This is a genomic window from Pseudomonas sp. FW507-12TSA (genome assembly GCF_058781435.1).
This window is the reverse complement of record NZ_JBYSWT010000041.1, coordinates 20449-44122: the sequence shown is the minus strand read 5'-3', so window position 1 is coordinate 44122 and position 23674 is coordinate 20449. Positions and strand designations below refer to the sequence as shown.

Genomic DNA, 23674 nt, shown 5'->3' with positions numbered 1-23674 from the left:
TCATAATCGACCAGCCCAAGGGCGGTCGCTTAGCGGGTCTTGCCTTCGCTCAAGGTCAACTCTTCCTTGGCGAAATCATCCACATCGATGACTTTGCGCCGCGCTGCTTCGGCCGCGTGCAGGCTTTGCGCCTCGGCTGCCTGCAGGACACCGGCCTCCAGCGCGGCGTCGATGATCGACTCGCCGGCAGCAGGCTTGAACTGGCCGCTTTTCAACGCCTCGTGCAGGCGCTTGTATTGTGGATGGGCGGCGCTGAGCAGTTCGCAGGCATGCTGCAGGGCCCCCACCGGATCGTCCGCCGCTTGCGGGCGGTAGCAACCTTCGAGCACGGCTTCCAGGGCCGGGTCGCCCTTGGCCCGGCCGATGATCGCCGCCACTTCGGCGTCCAGTCGATCCGAGGGGCCGGTATGGCGCCGGCCGAAGGGAAACACCAGGACCCGCAGCAGGCAGCCGAAGGTGCGGCTGGGGAAGTTGCGCAGCAGTTCGTCCAGGGCTCGCTCCGAGTGGCCAAGGCTTTCTTCCATGGCCCAGGCCAGCAGCGGTTGCAGGTACTCCGGCGAGTCCAGGTCGTGGTAGCGCTTGAGCGCCGCCGAACCCAGGTACAGGTGGCTCAGCACATCGCCCAGGCGTGCGGACAGGCGCTCGCGGCGCTTGAGTTCGCCACCCAGGAGCATCATCGACAGGTCGGCGAGCAGGGCGAAGGCCGCGGCCTGGCGGTTCAAGGCGCGGAAGTAGCCCTGGCTGAGGCTGTCCCCCGGGGCTTTTTCAAAGCGGCCCAGGCCCAGGTTCAGCACCAGGGTGCTGGCGGCGTTACTCACGGCGAAGCCGATGTGCTTGAGCAGCAGGGCATCGAACTCCTTCAGGGCCTGGTCATGGTCCTCGCGCCCGGCCAGGGCCATTTCCTTGAGCACGAAGGGATGGCAGCGGATCGCTCCCTGGCCGAAGATCATCAGGTTGCGCGACAGGATGTTGGCGCCTTCCACGGTGATGAAGATCGGCGCGCCCTGCCAGTTGCGGCCCAGGTAGTTGTTGGGCCCCATGATGATGCCCTTGCCGCCGTGCACGTCCATGGCGTGGCCGATGCATTCGCGGCCGCGCTCGGTGAGGTGGTACTTGAGGATCGCCGACAGCACCGAGGGTTTTTCCCCCAGGTCCACGGCATTGGCGGTGAGCATGCGCGCGCTGTCCATCAGCCAGGCATTGCCGCCGATGCGCGCCAGGGCTTCCTGGATGCCTTCGAAGGCCGCCAGCGGCACGTTGAACTGCTCACGTACCTGAGCGTACTGGCCGGTGACCAGGCTGGTGAACTTGGCGGCGCCGGTGCCCACTGCCGGTAGCGAGATGGAGCGTCCCACCGACAGGCAGTTCATCAGCATCATCCAGCCCTTGCCGAGCATCTCCTGGCCGCCGATGAGGAAGTCCAGGGGGATGAACACGTCTTTGCCGGAGTTGGGGCCATTCATGAAGGCGGCGCCCAGGGGCAGGTGGCGGCGGCCGATTTCCACCCCGGGGGTGTCGGTGGGGATCAAGGCCAGGCTGATGCCCAGGTCCTCTTCGTCGCCCAGCAGGTGGTCCGGGTCATGGGCCTTGAAGGCCAGGCCCAGCAGGGTGGCGACCGGCCCCAGGGTGATGTAGCGCTTTTCCCAGTTCAGGCGCAGGCCGAGGGTTTCCTGTCCTTGCCACTGGCCCTTGCAGATGATCCCGGTGTCCGGCATGGCGCCGGCGTCGGAGCCGGCCAGGGGGCCGGTCAGGGCGAAGCAGGGAATGTCGTCGCCCCGGGCCAGGCGCGGCAGGTAGTGGTTGCGCTGTTCGTCGGTGCCGTAGTGCAGCAATAGTTCGGCCGGGCCCAGGGAGTTGGGGACCATGACCGTGGAGGCCAGGTCGCCGCTACGGGTCGCCAGCTTCATTGCCACCTGGGAGTGGGCATAGGCCGAGAAGCCCTTGCCGCCGTACTCCTTGGGAATGATCAGGGCGAAGAAACCGTGCTCCTTGATATGTGCCCAGGCCTCGGCAGGCAGGTCCATCTGCTGGCCGATCTGCCAGTCGCTGACCATGGCGCAGAGCTCTTCGGTGGGACCATCGATGAAGGCTTGTTCTTCCTCGGTGAGCTGGACCTTGGGGTAGGCCAGCAGGGTGTTCCAGTCAGGACGCCCGCTGAACAGCTCGCCATCCCACCACACGGTGCCGGCGTCGATGGCGTCGCGCTCGGTTTGCGACATCGGCGGCAGGACTTTCTGGAACCAGTTGAACAGCGGGGCGCTGAAATGCTTGCGCCGCAGGTCGGGTAGCAACAGGGGCGCCGCCACTGCCGCCAAGAGCACCCAGCACACCAGTAGCAACCAGCCGGGAGCATGGCTGAAGATGCCCATGGCCAGCAGGTAGATGGCGACTGCGCCCAGGGCGGGCAACGGAGCAGTGCGGCGGTGTGCCAGGTAGGCGATGCCTGCCAACAGAACCAATATCCACAACAACAGCATATTCAATCCTCCATGAGGCCAGGGACCCGAAGCACCTTCAGAGCTTAGCCGGCGTGCGGCCAAGCGGGTGCCCGGGGCGGTGCGGGGCAGGCTGGCCCTGGCCGGTGAACGTCGGCTGCACATTCCGTCCGGCTGGGTGAAGCAGGCCATGATCTTTGGCCGAAACGTCGTTATCTCTGTGCTGGATGCCTCTATAGACTCAGGGTTCACCTGGAGGTTATGCCCATGCACGAGTACCTGCGTCCCAGCCGCTTCATCGATAGTGACCACCCTGCAGTGGTGGAGTTCGCCGAATCTCATCGCGGCATCGATCGTGATCCCCGGCAGCAGGCTATGAGCCTCTACTACGCGGTGCGTGAGGCCGTGCGCTACAACCCCTATACCTTCAGCCTCGATCCCGGAACCCTGCGCGGCAGCCATGCCCTGGCCACGGGGGAAAGCTATTGCGTGCCCAAGGCCACCTTGCTGGCCGGTTGTGCCAGGCACTGCGGGATTGCGGCACGCATCGGCCTGGCCGATGTGCGTAATCACTTGTCGCCCCCGCGCCTGCTGGAGTTGTTGCGCAGCGACGTGTTCGCCATGCACGGCTACACCGAGTTGTACCTGGATGGGCGCTGGGTCAAGGCCACGCCGGCGTTCAACCAGGACCTGTGCGAGCTGTTCGATGTGGCACCGCTGGATTTCGACGGTGTGCAGGACAGCGTGTTCCAGCCCTTCAACCGCCAGGGCGAGCAGGCGATGGAGTACCTGGTGGACCATGGGCAGTTCGCCGATGTCCCGGAGCACTTCTTTTTCGACCACCTGAAAAAATGCTATCCGCATCTGATCGGCCAGCCGCAATTCACGGGACTTGGTGATATGCACAGCGATTTGAGTCGTGACTGATCAGGCGTAGACTGCCCCGGCATTCATTACCGAGGGATGGTCATGCTGAAGATCTGGGGACGCAAGAATTCATCGAATGTCAGGAAGGCGCTGTGGTGCGCCGAAGAGCTGGGGCTGGCCTATGAGTCCCTGGATGCCGGCGGCGCCTTCGGTGTGGTGGACACCCCGGAGTACCGGGCGCTGAACCCCAACGGGCGGATCCCGATGATCGAGGACGAAGGCTTCGTGCTCTGGGAATCCAACACCATCGTGCGCTACCTGCTGGCCCGGCATGCCGCCGGCACGCCCTGGTATCCGACCGACGTACAGGCCCGGGCCAGTGCCGAGAAGTGGATGGACTGGACCACCTCGACCTTCGCTGATGTATTCCGTCCCCTGTTCTGGGGGGTACTGCGCACCCCTTCGGCCGAGCAGGACTGGGTGCGAATCGACGCCGCCAGGGACACCTGTGCCCAGTTGCTGGAGCGGGTCGACCAGGCCCTGGCGAACCAGCCTTACCTGTCCGGCCAGGAGATCGGCATGGGCGATATTCCCCTGGGCAGCTTCATCTACGCCTGGTTCGAGATACCCATCGAGCGCCCGGCGCTACCTCACCTGCAGGCCTGGTACCAGCGGCTGGCGGCACGGCCGGCCTACCGTCGGGCGGTGATGACCGCTTTGACTTAATACCCACTATCGATATGCATGACTGTACTTGCAGGGCGCCGGCCCGCAACATGGCGGGCGTCCGGCAATGTTGCAATCGACCCGGCCTGCCCTTACCTATAAAACTTCCCCTTCTTGGTGCATGAATCCGATATGAGTTCCGCTCTGTCCATCCGGCAGCTAACCAAAACCTACGGCAACGGTTTCCAGGCCCTGAGTGGTATCGATCTGGACGTCGCCGAGGGTGACTTCTTTGCCTTGCTCGGCCCCAACGGGGCCGGTAAATCCACCACCATCGGCATCCTCTCGACCCTGGTGAACAAGACCAGCGGCACGGTGAATGTCTTCGGCCATGATCTGGACCGCCAGCCGGCCGCGCTCAAGCGCAGCATTGGCGTGGTGCCCCAGGAGTTCAACTTCAACCAGTTCGAGAAGACCTTCGACATCGTCGTGACCCAGGCCGGCTACTACGGCATCCCGGCGAAGATCGCCAAGGAGCGGGCCGAGCAGTACCTGACCCAGCTCGGCCTGTGGGACAAGCGCGATGTACCTTCGCGCTCGCTGTCCGGCGGCATGAAGCGCCGGTTGATGATCGCCCGGGCCCTGGTCCACGAGCCGCGCCTGCTGATCCTCGACGAGCCGACCGCCGGGGTCGACATCGAGCTGCGCCGTTCGATGTGGAGCTTCCTCACCGAGCTCAACCAGAAGGGCATCACCATCATCCTCACCACCCATTACCTGGAAGAGGCCGAGCAGCTGTGCCGCAACATCGGCATCATCGACCACGGCACCATCGTCGAGAACACCAGCATGCGCCAGCTGCTCAGCCAGCTGCATGTGGAAACCTTCCTGCTCGACCTCAAGCATGACTTGCACGTGGTTCCGCAACTGGCCGGCTATCCGACCCGTCTGGTGGATAGCCATACCCTGGAGGTCCAGGTGGACAAGGCCGTGGGCATCACGGCCCTGTTCAGCCAGCTGGCGCTGCAGAACATCGAGGTGCTGAGCCTGCGTAACAAGACCAACCGACTTGAGGAGCTGTTCGTGTCCCTGGTGGAGAAAAACCTGTCGAAGGTGGCGGTATGAGTTCGGAGTTCAAGCCCAACCTGGTAGCGCTCAACACCATCGTCTACCGCGAGGTCCGGCGCTTCACCCGGATCTGGCCGCAGACCCTGCTGCCGCCGGCCATCACCATGGTCCTGTACTTCGTCATCTTCGGTAACCTGATCGGCCGGCAGATCGGCGACATGGGTGGCTTCACCTACATGGAGTACATCGTGCCGGGGCTGATCATGATGTCGGTGATCACCAACTCCTACGGCAACGTGGTGTCGAGCTTCTTCGGCAGCAAGTTTCAGCGCTCCATCGAGGAATTGATGGTGTCGCCGGTCTCGCCCCACACCATCCTCATCGGCTATACCCTGGGCGGCGTGTTGCGCGGGCTGATGGTGGGGATCATCGTGACCTTGCTGTCGCTATTCTTCACCAAGCTGCAGGTGCACCACCTGGGCGTCACTGTGCTGGTGGTGGTGCTGACGGCCACGATCTTCTCGTTGCTGGGCTTCATCAACGCGGTATTCGCGCGCAACTTCGACGATATCTCGATCATCCCGACCTTCGTGCTGACGCCGCTGACCTACCTGGGCGGAGTGTTCTACTCGATCAACCTGCTGCCGCCGTTCTGGCAGACCGTGTCCCTGGCCAACCCGGTGCTGCACATGGTCAACTCGTTCCGCTACGGCATCCTCGGGGTATCGGATATCAGTATCGGCACGGCGATCACGTTCATGCTGGTGGCCACCGCGGTGCTCTACATAGGCTGTGCCAGGTTGCTGGTCAGCGGGCGCGGCATGCGCCAGTAGGCAACTGCCCCATCAACGACAACGGCCTCCCTCGGGAGGCCGTTGTCGTTTCTAGCGCCGCTGCAGCTTGCGGCGTTGCCATTGGCGGCCGACCCACCAGCGCCAGTAGAGCATGGTCAGGCAGTAGGCCAGGGCGCCCAGGGCCAGGCCGGCCACCACCGAACCGAGCAGGAAGGGTTGCCAGAGGGTGGCCAGTTGGCTGCTGATCCACTCCCAGGTGAGGCTGTCGGGCAGGGTGCGCGGCGGCACGTTCATTAGCCAGGCGCCTAGCTGATAGGTGCAGAAGAACACCGGGGGCATGGTGATGGGATTGGTCAGCCATACCAGGCTGACGCTGATGGGCATGTTGCCCCGCAACCAGATGGCCAGCACCGCGGCCAGCAACATCTGCATCGGGATCGGGATGAAGGCGGCGAACAGGCCCACGGCCATGGCGCGGGCCACGGAGTGCCGGTTGAGGTGCCAGAGGTTGGCGTCATGCAGCAAGGTGCCGAGAAAGCGTAAGGACTTGTGTTCCCGGATGCTGGTGGGATCTGGCATGTAACGTTTGAATAAGCGCCGGGGCATAAGGCTTCTCGGTCGGGTCAAGCGGTAATTATGACTGGATTGTAAACAGGGCAAATTCAGACATTGTGACAAATGATAAAGCCGTGTCCGGCCGTCCTCGGCTAAGCCAAGGGTAGGGCTCGTCATGGATGGATTGGCTGATGCGAACAGGGATGCTGGGCTTGGCCGCGGGGCTTCTGGCGCTGGGTTTTCTGCCGGCCTTGCCGCCACTCTGGTGGTTGTTGCCGGTATTGGTGCTGGCCTTGCTGCTGTTGCCGTTTCGTACACATCCGGTGGCATTTTTCCTATTCGGTTTCAGTTGGGCCTGTGCCTGTGCGCAGTGGGCGCTCGACGATCGGTTGGCGTCGCGCCTGGACGGCCAGACTCGCTGGCTGGAAGGACGGATCAGCGGTTTGCCGGAGGCTGGGGCACAGGTGGTGCGGTTCGAGTTGCAAGATGCCCAGGCCCGACGCGAGCGCCTGCCACGGCGAATTCGCGTGAGCTGGCGTGACGGGCCGCCGGTCAAGAGCGGCGAGCGCTGGCGTCTGGCGGTGACACTGCGCCGCCCCGTGGGGTTGCTCAACCTACAGGGGTTCGACTACGAGGCGTGGCTGCTGGCGCGGCGTATCGGCGCCGTCGGTACGGTCAAGGATGGCCAGTTGCTGGCGCCGGCCCAGGGCGCCTGGCGCGACCGCTTGCGCCAGCGCTTGCTGGCGGTCCAGGCCCATGGCCGGAGCGGAGGGCTGGCCGCATTGGTGATGGGGGATGGTTCCGGGCTGACGCGAGAGGACTGGCAGCTGTTGCAAGACACCGGCACCGTGCACCTGATGGTCATTTCCGGGCAGCACATCAGCCTCTTGGCGGGGGTGATCTATCTCGTCGTGGCGGGGCTGGCGCGGCTCGGCGCCTGGCCCGCGCGCTGGCCATGGCTGCCGTGGGCCTGCGTCCTGGGCTTTCTCGGGGCGTTGGGCTACGGGTTGCTCGCGGGGTTCGACGTGCCGGTGCAGCGCGCCTGCGTGATGGTGGCCCTGGTCCTGCTCTGGCGCTTGCGCTTTCGTCACCTGGGCACTTGGTGGCCGCTGCTGCTGGCGCTGGATGCGGTGCTGTTGCTCGAACCCCTGGCCAGCCTGCAACCGGGCTTCTGGCTGTCGTTCGCGGCGGTGGCGATCCTGATCTTCACCTTCGCCGGGCGGCTGGGGGCCTGGCGCTGGTGGCAGAGCTGGACCCGCGCCCAATGGCTGATAGCGATCGGCCTGCTGCCGCCGATGCTGGCCCTGGGCCTGCCCATCAGCCTCAGCGGTCCGCTGGCCAACCTGCTGGCGGTGCCTTGGGTCAGCCTGCTGGTGTTGCCGCCGGCTTTGCTGGGAAGCCTGTTGTTGCCCTTGCCAGTGGTGGGCGAAGGCTTGTTGTGGCTGGCCGGTGGGCTGCTGGAGGGACTGTTCCGTGTGCTGGGGCTGATCGCCGGATGGCGGCCGGCCTGGGTCGCGCCGCTGTTGCCCGCCTGGATCTGGAGCCTCGCCAGTCTGGGGGCGTTGTTGCTGTTGCTGCCGCCCGGCGTGCCGCTGCGGATTCTCGGCTGGCCGCTGTTGCTGCTGGTGGCCTGGCCGCCGCAGCCGCGAGCGCCCTTCGGCGAGGCCGAGGTCTGGCAGCTGGATGTGGGCCAGGGGCTGTCGTTCGTCCTGCGTACCCGTAACCACGCGATGCTGTACGACGCGGGCGCCCGTAGCGGCGATTTCGACCTCGGCGAGCGGGTAGTGGTGCCGACCCTGCAGCGCTTGGGCATCCACCAGCTGGACCTGATGTTGCTCAGCCATGCCGATAACGATCATGCCGGTGGCGCCCTGGCGGTGCAGCGGGCGTTGCCGGTTCGCCTGGTGCGTAGTGGCGAGCCCGAGGCATTGCCGGCCATCTTGCAGGCCATGCCGTGCGAGTCCGGGGCGAGCTGGCAATGGGATGGCGTGCGTTTCCGCCAGTGGCAATGGGCCGGCGCGCGCGATGGCAACCAGGCTTCCTGTGTGTTGCAGGTCGAGGCCCGGGGTGAGCGCCTGCTGCTCACTGGCGACATCGATATCCATGCGGAACGGGCTTTGCTCCAGGGCCCGCTGGCGCAGCGGACCCATTGGTTGCAGGCGCCGCACCATGGCAGCCGGACCTCTTCGTCCATGGCCCTGCTACAACGGTTGGCGCCCGACGCGGTACTGGTTTCCCGGGGCCGGGGCAATGCCTTCGGTCACCCGCACCCGCAGGTGGTGGCGCGTTATCGGAGCCTGGGCGTGGCGCTTTATGACAGTGCCGAGCAGGGCGCGTTGAGGTTGCGACTGGGGGCTTTTGCGCCGCCCTACAGCGTGCGCGAGCAACGGCGGTTCTGGCGTGAGCCGGTCACAATGCCTTAAATAACCGTGGGTTATTAAAGCCTGGAAACATGCGACATCACGGTCTTCGGTGCGTCCGGCCCCTATGTTAGAGTGGCGCACTTTTTCGAGGGGGCTGTCACTGTGTGGGAATTGGTCAAATCCGGCGGTTGGATGATGCTGCCGATCATCCTGAGTTCCATCGCGGCCGTGGGCATCATCGCCGAGCGCTTGTGGACCCTGCGGGCCAGCCGTGTGACCCCGCCCCACCTCCTGGGCCAGGTCTGGCGCTGGATCAAGGACAAGCAGCTGAACAAGGACAAGCTCAAGGAACTGCGTGCCGATTCGCCCCTGGGCGAGATCCTGGCTGCGGGCCTGGCCAATTCCAAGCATGGCCGCGAGATCATGAAGGAATGCATCGAGGAAGCGGCGGCCCGGGTCATCCACGAGCTGGAGCGCTACCTCAACGCCCTGGGCACCATCGCCGCCATGGCGCCGCTGCTGGGCCTGCTGGGCACCGTGCTGGGCATGATCGATATCTTCAGCTCGTTCATGGGCTCGGGCATGACCACCAACGCCCATGTGCTGGCCGGAGGTATCTCCAAGGCCCTGATCACCACCGCTGCGGGCCTGATGGTGGGGATCCCCTCGGTGTTCTTCCACCGTTTCCTGCAACGCCGGGTCGATGAGCTGGTGGTGGGCATGGAGCAGGAGGCGATCAAGCTGGTGGAAGTGATCCAGGGCGACCGCGATGTCGACCTGGCCGAGGGCGCAGCGTGAAATTCCGTCGCAAACCCCGGGAAACAGTGGACATCAACCTCGCGTCGCTGATCGATGTGGTGTTCATCCTGCTGTTGTTCTTCGTGGTCACCACCACCTTCACCCGGGAAACCGAATTGCGTGTCGACCTGCCCGAAGCCGTCAGCGGCTCGCCGGCCGAGGACCAGCAGGTCAAGCAGCTGGATATCGCCATCAGCGCCGACGGGGCGTTCTCGGTGAACAACCAGGTATTGCCCAAGAACGACCTGGCGACCCTGATCGAGGCCTTGCAGAAGGAATCCGCTGGCGATACCAACCTGCCGCTGTCCATCAGCGCCGACGGCAAGACCCAGCATCAAGCGGTGATCACTGCCATGGACGCGGCCGGCAAGCTCGGTTTCAGCCACCTGCGCATGACCACCGTCGAGGCGGCGCCGGCTCCCTGATGGCACTTTCCGATCGTTTGCTCGCCGCCTGGTACCAGGGCCATCGCGCACTGAAACTGCTGCAGCCACTGGAATGGCTGTACCGCCGTGTCGTGGTGGGCAAGCGCCAGCGCTTCCTGGCCGGCGAGGGCGAGATCTACCAGCCGCCGGTGCCCCTGGTGGTGGTGGGCAACATCACGGTCGGTGGCACCGGCAAGACTCCGTTGATCCTGTGGTTGGTGGAGCATTGCCAGCGCCTCGGCCTGCGCGTCGGCGTGGTCAGCCGTGGTTATGGCGCCAAGCCAGCCCAGTTGCCCTGGCGGGTCACGGCCACGGACAGCGCCGAGGTGGCGGGCGACGAACCGCTGCTGATCGTCCAGCGCTGCGGCGTGCCATTGATGATCGATCCCGATCGTAGCCGCGCGGTGCAAGCCCTGCTCGCCGCCGAGCCGCTGGACCTGATCCTCTCCGACGATGGCCTGCAGCATTACCGACTGGCTCGCGACCTGGAGCTGGTGCTGATCGACGCGGCCCGCGGCCTGGGCAATCGCCGTTGCCTGCCGGCCGGCCCGCTGCGCGAGCCGGTGGAGCGCCTGCACAGTGTGGATGCCGTGCTGTACAACGGTGCCGCCGCCGATCGCGACGATGGTTTCGCCTTTGAGCTCCAGCCTTCGGCGCTGATCAACCTGCAAAGCGGCGAGCGTCGTCCGCTGGCGCATTTCACCCCGGGGCAAGCGGTGCACGCGGTGGCCGGCATCGGCAACCCCCAGCGTTTCTTCAATACCCTTGAAACGCTACACTTGCGACCTGTCCCCCATGCATTTGCCGACCATGCCCAATACAGTGCGCAGGCCTTGGCCTTCACCCCGTCGTTGCCGCTGGTCATGACCGAGAAAGATGCGGTCAAGTGCCGCGAGTTCGCGGCGGCCGACTGGTGGTACCTGGCGGTCGACGCGGTGCCATCGCCAGCCTTCGTCGCCTGGTTCGACACCCAGTTGATGCGCCTGCTGCCTGACCGTCTATTGCCTTAAACCGCTTCTATCCAGGGAAACCCTCATGGACACCAAACTGCTCGACATCCTGGCCTGCCCGATCTGCAAGGGCCCTCTCAAACTCAGCGCCGACAAGACCGAGCTGATCAGCAAGGGCGCCGGCCTGGCCTATCCGATCCGCGACGGCATCCCGGTGATGCTGGAAAGCGAGGCTCGCACCCTGACCACCGAGGAGCGCCTGGACAAATGACCAGCGCCTTCACCGTTGTCATCCCGGCGCGTTTCGCCTCCACCCGCTTGCCGGGCAAGCCGCTGCAGATGATCGCCGGCAAGCCGATGGTCCAGTGGGTCTGGGAGCAGGCCCGCAAGAGCCGCGCCGAGCGCGTGGTGGTGGCTACCGACGACCAGCGTATCGTCGATGCGTGCCAGGGCTTTGGCGCCGAAGCGCTGCTGACCCGTGAAGACCACAACTCCGGCACCGACCGCCTGGCCGAGGTCGCCACCCAGCTGGGGCTGGCGGCGGACGCTATCGTGGTCAACGTCCAGGGTGACGAGCCGCTGATCCCGCCGGCGGTGATCGACCAGGTGGCGGCCAACCTGGCGGCCCATCCCGAAGCGCGCATGGCCACCCTGGCCGAGCCGATCGAGGATGCACAGACCCTGTTCAACCCCAACGTGGTCAAGGTGGTCAGCGACCTCAACGGCCTGGCGCTGACCTTCAGCCGCTCGACCCTGCCTTGGGCCCGTGACGCCTTTGCCCGCAATCGTGACGAACTGCCCGCCGGCGTGCCTTACCGCCGCCATATCGGCATCTACGCCTACCGTGCCGGTTTCCTCCATGACTTCGTCAACTGGGGGCCTTGCTGGCTGGAGAACACCGAGTCCCTGGAGCAGCTGCGGGCCTTGTGGCACGGCGTGCGCATCCATGTGGCCGATGCCCTCGAAGCCCCGCCCACCGGCGTGGATACCGCCGAAGACCTCGAGCGCGTCCGACGCCTGCTGGAGGCCTGATGCAGGTCCTGTTCGTCTGCCTGGGCAACATCTGTCGCTCACCCACCGCCGAAGGCGTGTTGCGCCACAAACTGCGTGCAGCCGGTCTTGCCGAGCAGGTACACGTGGCTTCCGCCGGCACCAGCGACTGGCACGTCGGCAAGGCGCCGGACTCCCGCAGCCAGCGGGCGGCGTTGCAGCGCGGCTACGACCTGTCGGCGCAACGGGCGCAGCAGGTCAGCAGCGCCGACTTCTCGCGCTATGACCTGATCTTCGCCATGGACCAGAGCAACCTGCGCAACCTCAAGGCCCTGCAACCGGCCAATGGCAAGGCCGAGCTGGACCTGTTCCTGCGCCGCTACGAGGCGGTGCGCGACGAGGTGCCGGACCCGTACTACGACGGTGAAAAGGGTTTCGAGCAAGTTCTGGACCTGATCGAAGCGGCCTGTGATCGCCTGGTGATCGAATTGCAGGGGCGCCTATGAGCCTGGTCATCCAACCCGATGTGTCGCTCAAGCCGTTCAACAGCTTCGGGGTCGAGGTCAAGGCCCGGCTGTTCGCCCAGGCCCATGATGACGCCGAAGTCCGTGAGGCCCTGGACTACAGTCGCGAGCACCAGTTGCCATTGCTGGTGATCGGTGGCGGCAGCAACCTGCTGCTGGCCGGGGATATCCAGGCCCTGGTGCTGCGCATGGCCAGCCGCGGTACCCGCCTGCTCGAGGACGATGGGCAGCGGGTGGTGGTGGAAGCCGAAGCCGGGGAGCCCTGGCACCCCTTCGTCCAGTGGACCCTGGGGCAGGGCTTGTCCGGGTTGGAGAACCTCAGCCTGATTCCCGGCACCGTCGGTGCCGCGCCGATGCAGAACATCGGTGCCTATGGTGTCGAGATCAAGGACGTGTTCGCCGGTCTCACCGCCCTCGATCGGCAGACCGGCGAGTTGCGCGAGTTCGACCTGGAGCAGTGCCGGTTCGCCTACCGCGACAGCCTGTTCAAGCAGGAGGTTGGTCGTTGGCTGATCCTGCGGGTGCGTTTTGCCCTGAGTCGGGCCGAGCATCTGCGCCTTGAGTACGGCCCGGTACGCCAGCGCCTGGCGGAGCAGGGCATCGAGCGGCCCACTGCCGGCGATGTCAGCCAGGCGATTTGCAGCATTCGCAGCGAGAAGCTCCCGGACCCGGCGGTGCTGGGCAACGCCGGCAGCTTCTTCAAGAACCCGGTGGTGCCGGCGGCGCTGGCGGAGCGCATTCGCCAGGCGCACCCAGGCCTGGTGGCCTACCCCCAGGCGGATGGGCAGGTGAAGCTGGCGGCCGGCTGGCTGATCGAGCAGGCAGGCTGGAAGGGCTTTCGCGAGGCCGATGCCGGGGTCCATCGCTTGCAGTCGCTGGTGCTGGTCAACTACGGCAACGCCAGCGGACGGCAGTTGTTGGCGTTGGCCCAGAGGATCCAGCGCGACATCGCCGAGCGTTTCGGCGTCGAGCTGGAGATGGAGCCCAACCTCTACGGGGCATGACCGTTCGCCGCCCCCTGGCCCGAAAAAAGCCTTGCCCGAATGACGTTCGGACAAGGCTTTTTGCTTAATTAGGGCTTAACTTAGCAGGCTAAGAATGTGCTTCTTGCTGTTCCCAAGGGCCCGGTGAAGCTCGAGCTTCACAAGAGAGCCCGATTAGCCTGAGCCGATCTGCGTGCCCCGCAGTCGCGGTACCGCGCGACAGATGGTTCGACCCCATCCCTCCATAGAATGCGGGCGTGCCCATGATTACCCTGAAACTCAACGGACAAGACCATCCACTGGACGTCAGCGAGGATATGCCCCTGTTGTGGGCGATCCGCGACGTGATCGGCTACAACGGCACCAAGTTCGGCTGCGGCATGGGCTTGTGTGGTGCCTGCACCATCCATATCGACGGCGATCCTGCCCGCAGTTGCATCACCCCGGTTGGCTCGGTGCTGGGCAAGAACGTCAGCACCATCGACAACCTGCACAACGATCCGGTGGGCCAACTGGTGCAGCAGGCCTGGCTGGACACCGCGGTAGCCCAGTGCGGCTATTGCCAGGGCGGGCAGATCATGTCCGCCACGGCGCTGCTCAAGATCCACCCCAACCCCAGTGACGAACAGATCGAGGAGGCGATGCTCGGCAATATCTGCCGCTGCGGCACCTACAACCGGATCAAGACCGCGATCCGTCGCGCTTCCGGCCAATTGCAGGAGGCCAAGGCATGAGTCCTCTACCCACTGATTTCACCCTGGCCAACCTGAGTCGCCGGGGCTTTCTCAAGGGCGTGGGCGCCACCGGTGCCCTGGTGCTGGCCGCCAGCTGGGGTTGGCAGGATGCCTTTGCCGAGGACAAGAAGTTCGGCGCCGACGGCATGCCCCACGGCTGGGTCGACGATCCCAAGGTCTATGTCAGCATCGATGCCGACGGCAGCGTAACGGTCACCTGCAACCGCTCGGAAATGGGCCAGGGCGTGCGTACCAGCCTGTGCATGGTGGTGGCCGACGAGCTGGAAGCCGACTGGGCCCTGGTCAAGGTCAGGCAGGCGCCGGGTGACGAGGCGCGTTATGGCAACCAGGACACCGATGGCTCGCGCAGCATGCGCCATTGGTACGAGCCCATGCGCCGTTGCGGCGCGGCAGCGCGGACCATGCTCGAGCAAGCGGCCGCCGCCCAGTGGCAGGTGCCACTGGCGGAATGCCGGGCGCAGTTGCACAAGGTGGTCCACCAGCCCAGCGGGCGTGAACTGGGCTACGGCGCCCTGGCCGTCGCCGCCGGGGCCCTGGCGGTGCCGCCGCGGGACAGCCTGCGCCTGAAGCCAGCTTCGCAGTTCCGCTACATCGGCAAGGAAGCGACCCGGGCGATCGACGGCCAGGACATCGTCAATGGTCGTGCGGTGTACGGCGCCGACGTGCATTTCGAAGGCATGCTGTTCGCCGTGGTGGCCCGGCCCCGGGTCTATGGCGGCAAGCTCAAGTCCGTCGATGACAGCGCGGCGCTGAAAGTGCCCGGGGTGATCAAGGTGATCCCGATCGAAAGCCGTCCCTTGCCCTCGGAGTTCCAGCCCCTGGGCGGTGTCGCGGTGGTGGCGAGCAATACCTGGGCGGCGATCAAGGGCCGCGAGGCGTTGAAGCTCGAGTGGGAGGATGGGGTCAACGCCGGCTACAACTCCATCGACTACCGCAAGGAGCTGGAGGCGGCCGCGCACCAGCCAGGCAAGGTGGTGCGCAGCACCGGCAACCTCGAGCAGGCCCTGGAGAGCGCCGACGGCAGCCTGGAGGCCACCTACTACTTGCCGCACCTGGCCCAGGCGCCGATGGAGCCGATGGTGGCCGTGGCCCGCTTCCAGGACGGTCGCTGCGAAGCCTGGGCGCCGAGCCAGGCGCCCCAGGTGACTCGCGAGCGCATCGCCGAGCGGCTGGGGATCGGTTTCGACCAGGTCACGGTGAACGTCACCCTGCTGGGCGGCGGCTTCGGTCGCAAGTCCAAGCCCGATTTCATCATCGAGGCGACGATCCTGGCCAAGGCCTTTCCCGGCAAGGCGGTGCGGGTGCAGTGGACCCGCGAGGACGATATCCACAACTCGTATTTCCACACCGTGTCGGCCGAATACCTCAAGGCCGGGTTGAACAAGGACGGCATGCCTGCGGCGTGGCTGCACCGCACCGTGGCGCCGAGTATCACGGCCTTGTTCGCCCCGGGCATGAACCATGAGGCGGCTTTCGAGCTGGGCATGGGTTTTACCAACATGGCCTATGCCATTCCCAACGTGCGCCTGGAGAACCCCGAGGCGGCTGCCCACACCCGGGTTGGCTGGTATCGCTCGGTGTCGAACATTCCCCATGGCTTCGCGATCCAGAGCTTCGTCGACGAGCTGGCTCACAAGGCCGGTGAAGATCCGTTGCGCTACCAGTTGCGCCTGCTGGGGCCTGATCGGCAGATCGATCCGCGGACCTTGAGCGAGGAGTGGAACTATGGCGAATCCCCCGAGCGCTATCCCATCGACACCGGTCGCCTGCGCACGGTGCTGGAAACCGCCGCCAAGGCCGCCGGTTGGGGGCGGGAGCTGCCCAAGGGTCGCGGCCTGGGACTGGCGGTGCACTACAGCTTCGTGACCTACGTCGCAGCGGTGATCGAAGTGGAGGTCAAGAGCGATGGCACCCTGATTGTGCACAAGGCCGATATCGCCGTGGATTGTGGTCCGCAGATCAACCCCGAGCGTATCCGTTCGCAGTTCGAGGGGGCTTGTGTCATGGGCCTGGGCAACGCGGTGCTGGGGGAAATCAGCTTCAAGGACGGCAAGGTCCAGCAGGACAACTTCCACATGTACGAAGTGGCGCGCATGTCCCTGGCGCCCAAGGAGGTGCAGGTGCACCTGGTGACGCCGCCCGGGGAGGTGCCACTGGGTGGCGTCGGCGAGCCCGGAGTGCCGCCGATTGCGCCGGCGTTGTGCAATGCGATCTTCGCCGCTACCGGCAAGCGCATCCGCAACTTGCCGGTACGCTACCAGCTGCAGGGCTGGCAGCAGGCGAGCGCCTGATGGACAGCGTCGACCTGAATGTCCTGCGCAGTGTCCTGGAGTGGCGGCGCGCCGGTCGGGCGGTGGTGCTGTACAGCGTGGTCCAGACCTGGGGCAGTGCACCGCGACCGCCAGGCGCCATGCTGGCGCTGCGCGATGACGGGGTGGTGATCGGCTCGGTGTCCGGTGGCTGCATCGAGGATGACCTGATTGCGCGCCTGGCAGATGGGCGCCTGGCGATGCAGGGGCCGCCGGTCCAGTTGGTGACCTATGGCGTGACCCTGGAGGAGGCGGCGCGTTTCGGCTTGCCGTGTGGCGGCACCCTGCGCCTGGCCGAGGAGCGGGTCGGTGATCCGGCCTGGGTCGCCGAACTGCTCGAGCGGTGCCAGGCGCACCAGATCGTGGCCCGGGAACTGAACCTGGCCACCGGCGCGGTGCGACTCGAGCCGGCACGCAAGAGCGATGAGCTGGCGTTCGACGGAGCCATCTTGCGGGCGATCTACGGGCCGCGCTGGCGCTTGCTGTTGATCGGCGCCGGGCAGCTGTCCCGATACGTGGCGCAAATGGCCCGCCTGCTGGACTTCGAGGTGCTGGTCTGCGATCCACGGCGGGAGTTCGTGCATGGCTGGGACGCGGAGGACGGACGGTTTGTCGCCGGCATGCCCGACGATGCGGTTTCGAGTATCGAGCCCGATGAGCGTACTGCCGTGGTGGCCCTGACCCATGATCCGCGCTTGGACGACATGGCCTTGCTCACGGCGCTCGACTCCCGGGCCTTCTACGTCGGTGCGCTGGGCTCCCGGGTCAACAGTCGCAAGCGCCGGGACAACCTGGCGCTGCTGGGGTTGTCGGCCCAGGCTATCGGGCGTCTGCACGGGCCGGTGGGCCTGCATATCGGCAGCCATACCCCGGCGGAGATCGCCTTGTCGCTGATGGCCGAGATCGTGGCACTGAAGAACGGCGTCGAAACCGTGCAGAAAAAGCCCGCGTCCCACGCCAGCCAGGTGGCCGTATGAGCCTGCTGCCCTGTGCGCTGATCCTGGCGGCGGGGCAGGGCAGGCGTTATCAGGATGTGGCGGGGCATGGCCAGGACAAGCTGCTGGCGCCCTGCCTGGGGCGTGACGGGGTGTTGCGGCCGGTCCTGGAGCAGGCGTTGGTGAATCTGCCGGGGGAGATTGTGCATCGAGTCCTGGTGACCACTGCACACCGGCCGCAGGTCCTGGCATTGGGTCGGGCCCATGGCTGTGAAGTGCTGCAGTTGGAGTCCGCCGGCATGGGCCATAGTCTGGCAGCAGCGGTGAGCGCCGCGGCAGAGGCCAAGGGTTGGCTGGTGGTGTTGGGGGATATGCCCTTCATCCAGGCCGACACTATCCGGCAAGTGGTCGAGGCCATGGAGCCAGGGTGGATTTGCGTGCCAAGGCAGGGTGACGAGCTGGGGCATCCGGTGGGTTTTGGCCGGGCTTATGGCCAAGCGCTGCTCGGGTTGGCCGGTGATCGCGGGGGCAGGTCGTTGTTTGCTTCCGGGGCGGTGGTCGAGGTACCGGTGAGTGATCCGGGTGTCCTGTGGGATGTGGATGTGCCGCAGGCGCTGGACTATCGGCAGAGCTGAAGCACGGGTATGAAAAAGCCCCGCCCGGAGGTCCGGAGCGGGGCTTTTTATCAGCCGATGGAATCAGACGAGAGGTTTGGTCTCGTGCTCTTTCTCTTCGGTGTGGGCTACGTGCTCAGGGCTGTGCTCGACAGCGCGTGGCGCTTCTTCGACCACTGGGGCAGGTTGCTGCGCCTCAGGCTCGGCAACTGGCGCAGGAGCTGCGGCAGGTGCTTCGACAGGTGCAGGAGCTGCCTCGACGATCGCAGGGGCTTCAACTACCGGTGTAGCTTCGACAGCGACCACGGCTTCGGCCGGAGCAGCAGCGGCAGCCAGTTCGGCTTCCTTCTGCAGGCGCTCGGCTTCACGCTTGCGGCGACGCACTTCGCGCGGGTCGTTGGGTGCGCGGCCGTTGCTGGTCAGGGCGCTGGCCGGAGCCGCTTCGGCTACCGGAGCTGGAGCCTCGACCGCTACTGGAGCGACAACCGGAGCAGGCTCCACTACCGGGGCTGGCTGCTCGGCAACCACTGGCTGCTCGATCACCGGTTCAGCTACTGGAGCGGCTACCGGGGCTGGCTCGGCGGCTGGTTCTTCGAACGCTGGCGCTGGGGCTACAGGTTCTACGACAGGCTGCTCGGCAACCACCGGCTGGGCCTCGACGACCACGGCGGGTTCGGCAGCGACCTCGACCGGCTGTTCAGCGGCTGGTGCGACTTCGGCTGCTGGAGCCACTTCCACGGCTGGTGCGGCTGGAGCCTCTACCGCAGTGGTGGCCTCGACCACCGGTGCTTCAGGGGCCGGTTCGGCAACGGCGGCGGTAGCGCGTTCGGCTTGCTGATGAGCCTCGGCTTCGGCATTGGCGCTGATCACGGTGCTGGCAACGGCAGCGGTGACTGCCAGGCCGGCGGCCAGGTCGTCGCTGCTTGGCTCTTCGGTGTTTTCTTCCGAGCCTTCGATCAGGTTGCCGTTGGCGTCACGCTGACGCTCGCGACGGTTGCTGCGACGACGCTGGCCGCGGGAGCGACGACGTGGACGCTCGCCTTCGGCGTTGTCCTGGCCTTCTTCCAGCAGTTGCTCTTCGTTAGGCAGCGCTTCTTCTTCGCTGACGGCTGCGGCCTGGGCCTGTTCGGCACGTGGTTGGCGCTCTTCACGTGGCGCACGTGGCTGGCGCTCTTCGCGTGGCTGGCGAGCCGGACGCTCTTCGGCCACGGCTGCAGTAGCGGCGGCAGCGGCTACCGCTGGAGCGGCATCCAGGGGTTCGCGCAGTTCGCGTACGCGCTCTTCACGCTCGCCGCGAGGCTTGCGATCTTCGCGCGGGGCGCGTGGCTGGCGTTCTTCACGCGGTGCACGCGGCTGGCGCTCTTCGCGAGCAGTGGCCTGGCCTTCATCACGAGCTTCGCGCAGTTCACGCGGCTGACGCTCTTCCCGTGGTACGCGTTCCTCACGCGGAGCACGTTCTTCGCGCGGCTTGCGATCTTCGTCACGACGACCGTTGCGGCTACGGCTCTGCTGGCGACCGTTACGACGTTCTTCGTTACGGGCAGGACGCTCGGGGGTCGGTTTCTCGGCCACCACTGGTGCGGCAGGCTCTTCCTTGCTGGCGAACAGGCTGACCAGGGACTTGACCAGGCCCTTGAACAGGCTTGGCTCGGCCACCGGAGTCGGTGCCGGAGCAGGCGCTGGGGCGGCGGCTTCGGTAGGAACCGGAGCGTTGGCACGCGCTGGAGCTGTCTTCACCGCGGCTTCCTGGCGAACCAGGGTGCGAGTGCCGGCGGCCGGTTGTGGCTCTTCGGCCTCGGCTGCGGCAGCGGCGATTTCGTAGCTGGACTGGTTGTTGTTGGCGTCCGGGTTGTCATCACGCAGGCGCTGGACTTCGAAGTGTGGCGTCTCCAGGTGATCGTTCGGCAGGATGATGATACGGGCGCGGGTACGCAGTTCGATCTTGGTAATCGAGTTGCGTTTTTCGTTGAGCAGGAACGCGGCGACCGGGATCGGTACCTGGGCGCGGACTTCGGCGGTGCGGTCCTTCAGGGCTTCTTCTTCGATCAGGCGCAGGATGGCCAGGGACAGCGACTCGACGTCACGGATGATGCCGGTGCCGCTGCAGCGTGGGCAGACGATCCCGCTGCTCTCGCCCAGGGATGGACGCAGGCGCTGACGGGACATTTCCAGCAGGCCGAAGCGCGAAATGCGGCCGATCTGCACGCGGGCGCGGTCGGCTTCCAGGCATTCGCGGACTTTTTCTTCCACGGCACGCTGGTTCTTGGCAGGGGTCATGTCGATGAAGTCGATGACGATCAGGCCGCCGATATCACGCAGGCGCAGCTGGCGAGCGATTTCTTCCGCCGCTTCCAGGTTGGTCTGCAGGGCGGTTTCTTCGATGTCGCTGCCTTTGGTGGCGCGAGCCGAGTTGATGTCGATGGACACCAGGGCTTCGGTCGGGTCGATGACGATGGAGCCGCCGGAAGGCAGTTCGACCACGCGCTGGAAGGCGGTCTCGATCTGGCTTTCGATCTGGAAGCGGTTGAACAGCGGCACGCTGTCTTCGTACAGCTTGATCTTGCTGGCGTACTGCGGCATCACCTGGCGGATGAAGGTCAGGGCTTCGTCCTGGGCTTCGACGCTGTCGATCAGCACTTCGCCGATATCCTGGCGCAGGTAGTCGCGGATCGCGCGGATGATGACGTTGCTTTCCTGGTAGATCAGGAATGGCGCGGAACGGTCCTGGGACGCTTCCTTGATAGCGGTCCAGAGTTGCAGCAGGTAGTCCAGGTCCCACTGCATTTCTTCGCTGCTGCGGCCCAGGCCGGCAGTGCGGACGATCAGGCCCATGTCGGCAGGTGCCACCAGGCCGTTCAGTGCTTCGCGCAGTTCGTTGCGCTCTTCGCCTTCGATGCGGCGCGAGATGCCACCGGCGCGAGGGTTGTTCGGCATCAGGACCAGGTAGCGACCGGCCAGGCTGATGAAAGTGGTCAGGGCTGCGCCCTTGTTGCCACGTTCTTCTTTCTCGACCTGGACGATGACTTCCTGGCCTTCGCTCAGGACGTCCTTGATGTTGACGCGGCCTTCAGGGGCTTTCTTGAAGTATTCGCGGGAGATTTCTTTGAGAGGCAGGAAGCCGTGGCGCTCAGAGCCGAAATCGACAAAGGCAGCCTCGAGGCTAGGTTCGATACGAGTGATGCGGCCTTTATAGATGTTGGCCTTTTTCTGCTCGCGTGCACCGGACTCGATGTCCAGGTCGTAGAGGCGCTGGCCGTCTACCAGGGCAACACGCAACTCTTCGGGTTGAGTTGCGTTAATCAGCATTCTTTTCATGTAGTACCGTCGGTTTCCGGGCTGCCGGAAACGGCGTTCGGCACACACGACTTCTCACGGTCGGTGTCAGGTGCGTCAGGAGTGGTTGACCACTCGAGTGTCTAGCGAGGTTCGTCCCTGTCAACCGGGAACGAAGTCGCGACTCACGCGTCCTGCTTGCTGTGGTGACTAAAGCACCGCTTAAGCAAAAGTCTGTCAGGAGGAGGAATCAACCGGCGACTGTGGACGAGATGAAGCGTCTTGATAAAGCCTAATGCTACACAGTCCGACGGTTGTGCATCTCCACCCTACACGTATCCCTGATAATTCGGGTGCTGCCGCGCGCAGAATCCGCAGCGGGTTGGCATTTACCGTGAACTCCGAAAGGGGAGGTCACGCATCATGGCTAAGGCGTTGTTTCCACAACTTCCGCCTGGGTGTCGTCAGTCGCTGACTGCACTTTGTGAACTGGCCGTTAATCGCTGCGTAAGAGGCGAGTGGAACTCTGCTTCCTACGGGTTTCAGGCCTCATGTCACCTGCGCTTGTTACAGCGTCCAACTCGTCCGTTATGTGGCGAGAGCTGCGTAGGACGGCCTTGCGTCCTCATGAATTGCGTTGGTCAGGGCCGGCTGTTGGCCGCTGTTCCTCTGTCCAGCCGCTTTTGGCGGCGTTCGCGACTATAGCAGTAATCATTAAGTGCTTCAAATCCATAAAAATTGTTATTATCCGCGACATGACGACTACTGCCCCCTCGACTCCAGGCGTTCAACTGCTTGAGGTCACGCCGGAATATGCCGGCCAACGTATTGATAATTTCCTTCTCGCTCGACTCAAAGGCGTGCCCAAGACCTTGATTTATCGCATTTTGCGCAAAGGCGAAGTGCGGGTGAACAAGGGGCGGATCAAGCCCGAGTACAAGTTGCAGGAGGGCGATGTTGTGCGCGTGCCCCCGGTGCGCGTGCCCGAGCGCGATGAGCCTGTGCCTCTGGCCCAGGGGTTGCTGCAGCGTCTGGAGTCTTCCATCGTCTTCGAAGACAAGGCGCTGATCGTGATCAACAAGCCGGCCGGCATTGCCGTGCATGGCGGCAGTGGCCTGAATTTCGGCGTGATCGAAGCCTTTCGTCAGTTGCGGCCGGATGCCAAGGAGCTGGAGTTGGTGCATCGCCTCGATCGCGACACTTCCGGTCTCCTGATGATCGCCAAGAAGCGCAGCATGTTGCGTCATTTGCATGCTGCATTGCGTGGCGACGGTGTGGATAAACGCTACATGGCGTTGGTGCGTGGCCATTGGGCGACCGCCTTGAAGCAAGTGCGGGCCCCGTTGCTCAAGAGCAACCTGCGCTCTGGGGAGCGCATGGTGGAGGTCAACGAAGAGGGCAAGGAGGCCTTGACGGTGTTCAAGGTTCTGCGTCGCTTCGGCGATTTTGCCACCATGGTCGAAGCCAAGCCGGTGACCGGACGTACGCATCAGATTCGGGTGCACACCCTGCATGCCGGGCATTGCATCGCCGGTGACAGCAAGTACGGCGACGATGATTTCACTCGGGAAATCCGCGATCTGGGCGGTAAACGCCTGTTCCTGCACGCCTACATGTTGACGGTGCCGCTGCCCGATGGTGGCGAGCTGAAATTGCAGGCCCCGGTGGACGAGATGTGGGCCAGGACCGTGGAGCGCCTGAGTGCACCCTGATTACAAGCTGCTGATCTTCGATTGGGATGGCACCCTGGCGGATTCCATTGGTCGGATTGTCGAATCGATGCATGTGTCCGCCGACCGTTCCGGCTTTTCCCGGTGCGATGACTCCGCCGTCAAGGGCATTATCGGCCTGGGCCTCCCGGAGGCGATCCGGACCCTGTATCCGGAAATCGATGATGAGCAGTTGGTGACGTTTCGTCAGCACTACGCGGATCACTACATCGCGCTCGATGCCGAGCCCTCGCCGCTATTTGACGGGGTAGTGCAGTCGCTCGAGAGCTTTCGGGTCGAGGGGTATCGGTTGGCAGTCGCGACCGGCAAGGCGCGGCGTGGCCTTGATCGGGTGCTGAAGGCTCATGGTTGGGGGGAGTACTTCGATATCACCCGGGCCGCGGATGAGACTGCCAGCAAACCGCACCCCTTGATGCTGGAAGAAATCCTTGCGCATTGTGGGGTTGGAGCCAGGCAGGCGCTGATGGTTGGGGATTCTTCCTTCGACCTGTTGATGGCGCGCAATGCGGGCATGGATTCGGTCGCCGTAAGCTACGGTGCCCAGCCTATCGAGGCGTTGCAAATGCTGGAGCCGCGCTTGTCCATCGATCATTTTCCTCAATTGCATGCCTGGCTCAATCGGGCTGCGAGTTAATTTTTG

21 protein-coding genes are annotated in these 23674 nt (G+C 64.8%); 18 read left to right on the top strand and 3 right to left on the bottom strand.

Annotation, left to right across the window (positions count from 1 at the left end; genetic code table 11):
- Positions 1-29 precede the first annotated feature (29 nt).
- Positions 30-2477: an acyl-CoA dehydrogenase gene (locus tag AC3WK8_RS28935; protein ID WP_085597208.1), complete on the bottom strand. Its 2448-nt coding sequence runs from the start codon at positions 2475-2477 to the stop codon at positions 30-32.
- A 225-nt stretch (positions 2478-2702) separates the two neighbouring features.
- On the opposite strand from AC3WK8_RS28935, the gene AC3WK8_RS28930 reads away from it, so the two are divergent.
- From AC3WK8_RS28930 to AC3WK8_RS28915, 4 genes are all read left to right on the top strand, one after another.
- On the top strand, positions 2703-3362 hold the full coding sequence (locus tag AC3WK8_RS28930; RefSeq protein WP_085597207.1) for a transglutaminase-like domain-containing protein: 660 nt from the start codon (positions 2703-2705) through the stop codon (positions 3360-3362).
- Positions 3363-3404: 42 nt separating this feature from the next.
- A complete protein-coding gene (locus tag AC3WK8_RS28925; RefSeq protein WP_103326518.1) occupies positions 3405-4028 on the top strand; it encodes a glutathione S-transferase family protein in 624 nt (207 codons plus the stop codon).
- Positions 4029-4160: 132 nt separating this feature from the next.
- Complete coding sequence (locus tag AC3WK8_RS28920; RefSeq protein ID WP_022643151.1) at positions 4161-5093, top strand: ABC transporter ATP-binding protein; 933 nt, start codon at positions 4161-4163, stop codon at positions 5091-5093.
- On the top strand, positions 5090-5869 hold the full coding sequence (locus tag AC3WK8_RS28915) for an ABC transporter permease (RefSeq protein WP_022643152.1): 780 nt from the start codon (positions 5090-5092) through the stop codon (positions 5867-5869). The genes AC3WK8_RS28920 and AC3WK8_RS28915 overlap by 4 nt, the downstream gene beginning before the upstream one ends.
- 51 nt (positions 5870-5920) lie before the next feature.
- Here the strand turns inward: AC3WK8_RS28915 and AC3WK8_RS28910 are convergent, their stop codons facing one another.
- Complete coding sequence (locus tag AC3WK8_RS28910) at positions 5921-6436, bottom strand: DUF2062 domain-containing protein (protein WP_031321234.1); 516 nt, start codon at positions 6434-6436, stop codon at positions 5921-5923.
- A 140-nt stretch (positions 6437-6576) separates the two neighbouring features.
- Here AC3WK8_RS28910 and AC3WK8_RS28905 point away from each other — a divergent pair, with 140 nt between their 5' ends.
- From AC3WK8_RS28905 to AC3WK8_RS28850, 12 genes are all read left to right on the top strand, one after another.
- A complete protein-coding gene (locus AC3WK8_RS28905; RefSeq protein WP_103326512.1) occupies positions 6577-8808 on the top strand; it encodes a DNA internalization-related competence protein ComEC/Rec2 in 2232 nt (743 codons plus the stop codon).
- Between the two features lie 102 nt (positions 8809-8910).
- Positions 8911-9546 carry a MotA/TolQ/ExbB proton channel family protein gene (locus tag AC3WK8_RS28900; protein ID WP_022643155.1) on the top strand — a complete coding sequence of 212 codons (636 nt, stop codon included), beginning with the start codon at positions 8911-8913 and terminating at the stop codon, positions 9544-9546.
- A complete protein-coding gene (locus AC3WK8_RS28895) occupies positions 9543-9971 on the top strand; it encodes an ExbD/TolR family protein (RefSeq protein WP_085597205.1) in 429 nt (142 codons plus the stop codon). Before AC3WK8_RS28900 ends, AC3WK8_RS28895 begins: the two co-directional genes overlap by 4 nt.
- A complete protein-coding gene (gene lpxK, locus AC3WK8_RS28890) occupies positions 9971-10981 on the top strand; it encodes a tetraacyldisaccharide 4'-kinase (RefSeq protein ID WP_103326511.1) in 1011 nt (336 codons plus the stop codon). The genes AC3WK8_RS28895 and lpxK overlap by 1 nt, the downstream gene beginning before the upstream one ends.
- A gap of 25 nt (positions 10982-11006) precedes the next feature.
- The gene (locus AC3WK8_RS28885) at positions 11007-11192 is read left to right on the top strand and encodes a Trm112 family protein (RefSeq protein ID WP_011060103.1); all 186 of its coding nucleotides are present in this window, start codon (positions 11007-11009) and stop codon (positions 11190-11192) included.
- Positions 11189-11953: a 3-deoxy-manno-octulosonate cytidylyltransferase gene (gene kdsB / locus AC3WK8_RS28880; protein WP_053135780.1), complete on the top strand. Its 765-nt coding sequence runs from the start codon at positions 11189-11191 to the stop codon at positions 11951-11953. Before AC3WK8_RS28885 ends, kdsB begins: the two co-directional genes overlap by 4 nt.
- Complete coding sequence (locus AC3WK8_RS28875; protein ID WP_103326510.1) at positions 11953-12417, top strand: low molecular weight protein-tyrosine-phosphatase; 465 nt, start codon at positions 11953-11955, stop codon at positions 12415-12417. The genes kdsB and AC3WK8_RS28875 overlap by 1 nt, the downstream gene beginning before the upstream one ends.
- Positions 12414-13439, top strand: a complete 1026-nt coding sequence (murB, locus tag AC3WK8_RS28870) for a UDP-N-acetylmuramate dehydrogenase (RefSeq protein ID WP_103326509.1) — start codon at positions 12414-12416, stop codon at positions 13437-13439. The genes AC3WK8_RS28875 and murB overlap by 4 nt, the downstream gene beginning before the upstream one ends.
- A 242-nt stretch (positions 13440-13681) precedes the next feature.
- A complete protein-coding gene (locus tag AC3WK8_RS28865; protein ID WP_022643160.1) occupies positions 13682-14152 on the top strand; it encodes a (2Fe-2S)-binding protein in 471 nt (156 codons plus the stop codon).
- Complete coding sequence (locus AC3WK8_RS28860; protein ID WP_103326508.1) at positions 14149-16464, top strand: xanthine dehydrogenase family protein molybdopterin-binding subunit; 2316 nt, start codon at positions 14149-14151, stop codon at positions 16462-16464. Before AC3WK8_RS28865 ends, AC3WK8_RS28860 begins: the two co-directional genes overlap by 4 nt.
- Positions 16464-17459: an XdhC family protein gene (locus AC3WK8_RS28855; RefSeq protein WP_103326507.1), complete on the top strand. Its 996-nt coding sequence runs from the start codon at positions 16464-16466 to the stop codon at positions 17457-17459. Before AC3WK8_RS28860 ends, AC3WK8_RS28855 begins: the two co-directional genes overlap by 1 nt.
- On the top strand, positions 17456-18052 hold the full coding sequence (locus AC3WK8_RS28850; protein ID WP_103326506.1) for a nucleotidyltransferase family protein: 597 nt from the start codon (positions 17456-17458) through the stop codon (positions 18050-18052). Before AC3WK8_RS28855 ends, AC3WK8_RS28850 begins: the two co-directional genes overlap by 4 nt.
- Before the next feature lie 63 nt (positions 18053-18115).
- Here the strand turns inward: AC3WK8_RS28850 and rne are convergent, their stop codons facing one another.
- Positions 18116-21346 (bottom strand): ribonuclease E, encoded by a 3231-nt coding sequence (gene rne, locus AC3WK8_RS28845; protein WP_103326505.1) that lies wholly within the window; start codon positions 21344-21346, stop codon positions 18116-18118.
- A 713-nt stretch (positions 21347-22059) separates the two neighbouring features.
- Here rne and rluC point away from each other — a divergent pair.
- Both rluC and AC3WK8_RS28835 read left to right on the top strand, forming a co-directional pair.
- Positions 22060-23016 carry a 23S rRNA pseudouridine(955/2504/2580) synthase RluC gene (gene rluC / locus AC3WK8_RS28840; RefSeq protein WP_085597198.1) on the top strand — a complete coding sequence of 319 codons (957 nt, stop codon included), beginning with the start codon at positions 22060-22062 and terminating at the stop codon, positions 23014-23016.
- Positions 23006-23668 carry an HAD-IA family hydrolase gene (locus tag AC3WK8_RS28835; protein WP_103326504.1) on the top strand — a complete coding sequence of 221 codons (663 nt, stop codon included), beginning with the start codon at positions 23006-23008 and terminating at the stop codon, positions 23666-23668. The genes rluC and AC3WK8_RS28835 overlap by 11 nt, the downstream gene beginning before the upstream one ends.
- The last annotated feature ends 6 nt before the right edge of the window (positions 23669-23674 follow it).

Coding starts and splice junctions, on each gene's coding strand:
- AC3WK8_RS28905 (WP_103326512.1), top strand. CDS start 6,577: ATGCGAACAGGGATGCTGGGCTTGGCCGCGGGGCTTCTGGCGCTGGGT.
- lpxK (WP_103326511.1), top strand. CDS start 9,971: ATGGCACTTTCCGATCGTTTGCTCGCCGCCTGGTACCAGGGCCATCGC.
- AC3WK8_RS28935 (WP_085597208.1), bottom strand. CDS start 2,477: ATGCTGTTGTTGTGGATATTGGTTCTGTTGGCAGGCATCGCCTACCTG.
- AC3WK8_RS28930 (WP_085597207.1), top strand. CDS start 2,703: ATGCACGAGTACCTGCGTCCCAGCCGCTTCATCGATAGTGACCACCCT.
- AC3WK8_RS28885 (WP_011060103.1), top strand. CDS start 11,007: ATGGACACCAAACTGCTCGACATCCTGGCCTGCCCGATCTGCAAGGGC.
- kdsB (WP_053135780.1), top strand. CDS start 11,189: ATGACCAGCGCCTTCACCGTTGTCATCCCGGCGCGTTTCGCCTCCACC.
- AC3WK8_RS28920 (WP_022643151.1), top strand. CDS start 4,161: ATGAGTTCCGCTCTGTCCATCCGGCAGCTAACCAAAACCTACGGCAAC.
- rne (WP_103326505.1), bottom strand. CDS start 21,346: ATGAAAAGAATGCTGATTAACGCAACTCAACCCGAAGAGTTGCGTGTT.
- rluC (WP_085597198.1), top strand. CDS start 22,060: ATGACGACTACTGCCCCCTCGACTCCAGGCGTTCAACTGCTTGAGGTC.
- AC3WK8_RS28850 (WP_103326506.1), top strand. CDS start 17,456: ATGAGCCTGCTGCCCTGTGCGCTGATCCTGGCGGCGGGGCAGGGCAGG.
- AC3WK8_RS28915 (WP_022643152.1), top strand. CDS start 5,090: ATGAGTTCGGAGTTCAAGCCCAACCTGGTAGCGCTCAACACCATCGTC.
- murB (WP_103326509.1), top strand. CDS start 12,414: ATGAGCCTGGTCATCCAACCCGATGTGTCGCTCAAGCCGTTCAACAGC.
- AC3WK8_RS28875 (WP_103326510.1), top strand. CDS start 11,953: ATGCAGGTCCTGTTCGTCTGCCTGGGCAACATCTGTCGCTCACCCACC.
- AC3WK8_RS28860 (WP_103326508.1), top strand. CDS start 14,149: ATGAGTCCTCTACCCACTGATTTCACCCTGGCCAACCTGAGTCGCCGG.
- AC3WK8_RS28855 (WP_103326507.1), top strand. CDS start 16,464: ATGGACAGCGTCGACCTGAATGTCCTGCGCAGTGTCCTGGAGTGGCGG.
- AC3WK8_RS28910 (WP_031321234.1), bottom strand. CDS start 6,436: ATGCCCCGGCGCTTATTCAAACGTTACATGCCAGATCCCACCAGCATC.
- AC3WK8_RS28925 (WP_103326518.1), top strand. CDS start 3,405: ATGCTGAAGATCTGGGGACGCAAGAATTCATCGAATGTCAGGAAGGCG.
- AC3WK8_RS28865 (WP_022643160.1), top strand. CDS start 13,682: ATGATTACCCTGAAACTCAACGGACAAGACCATCCACTGGACGTCAGC.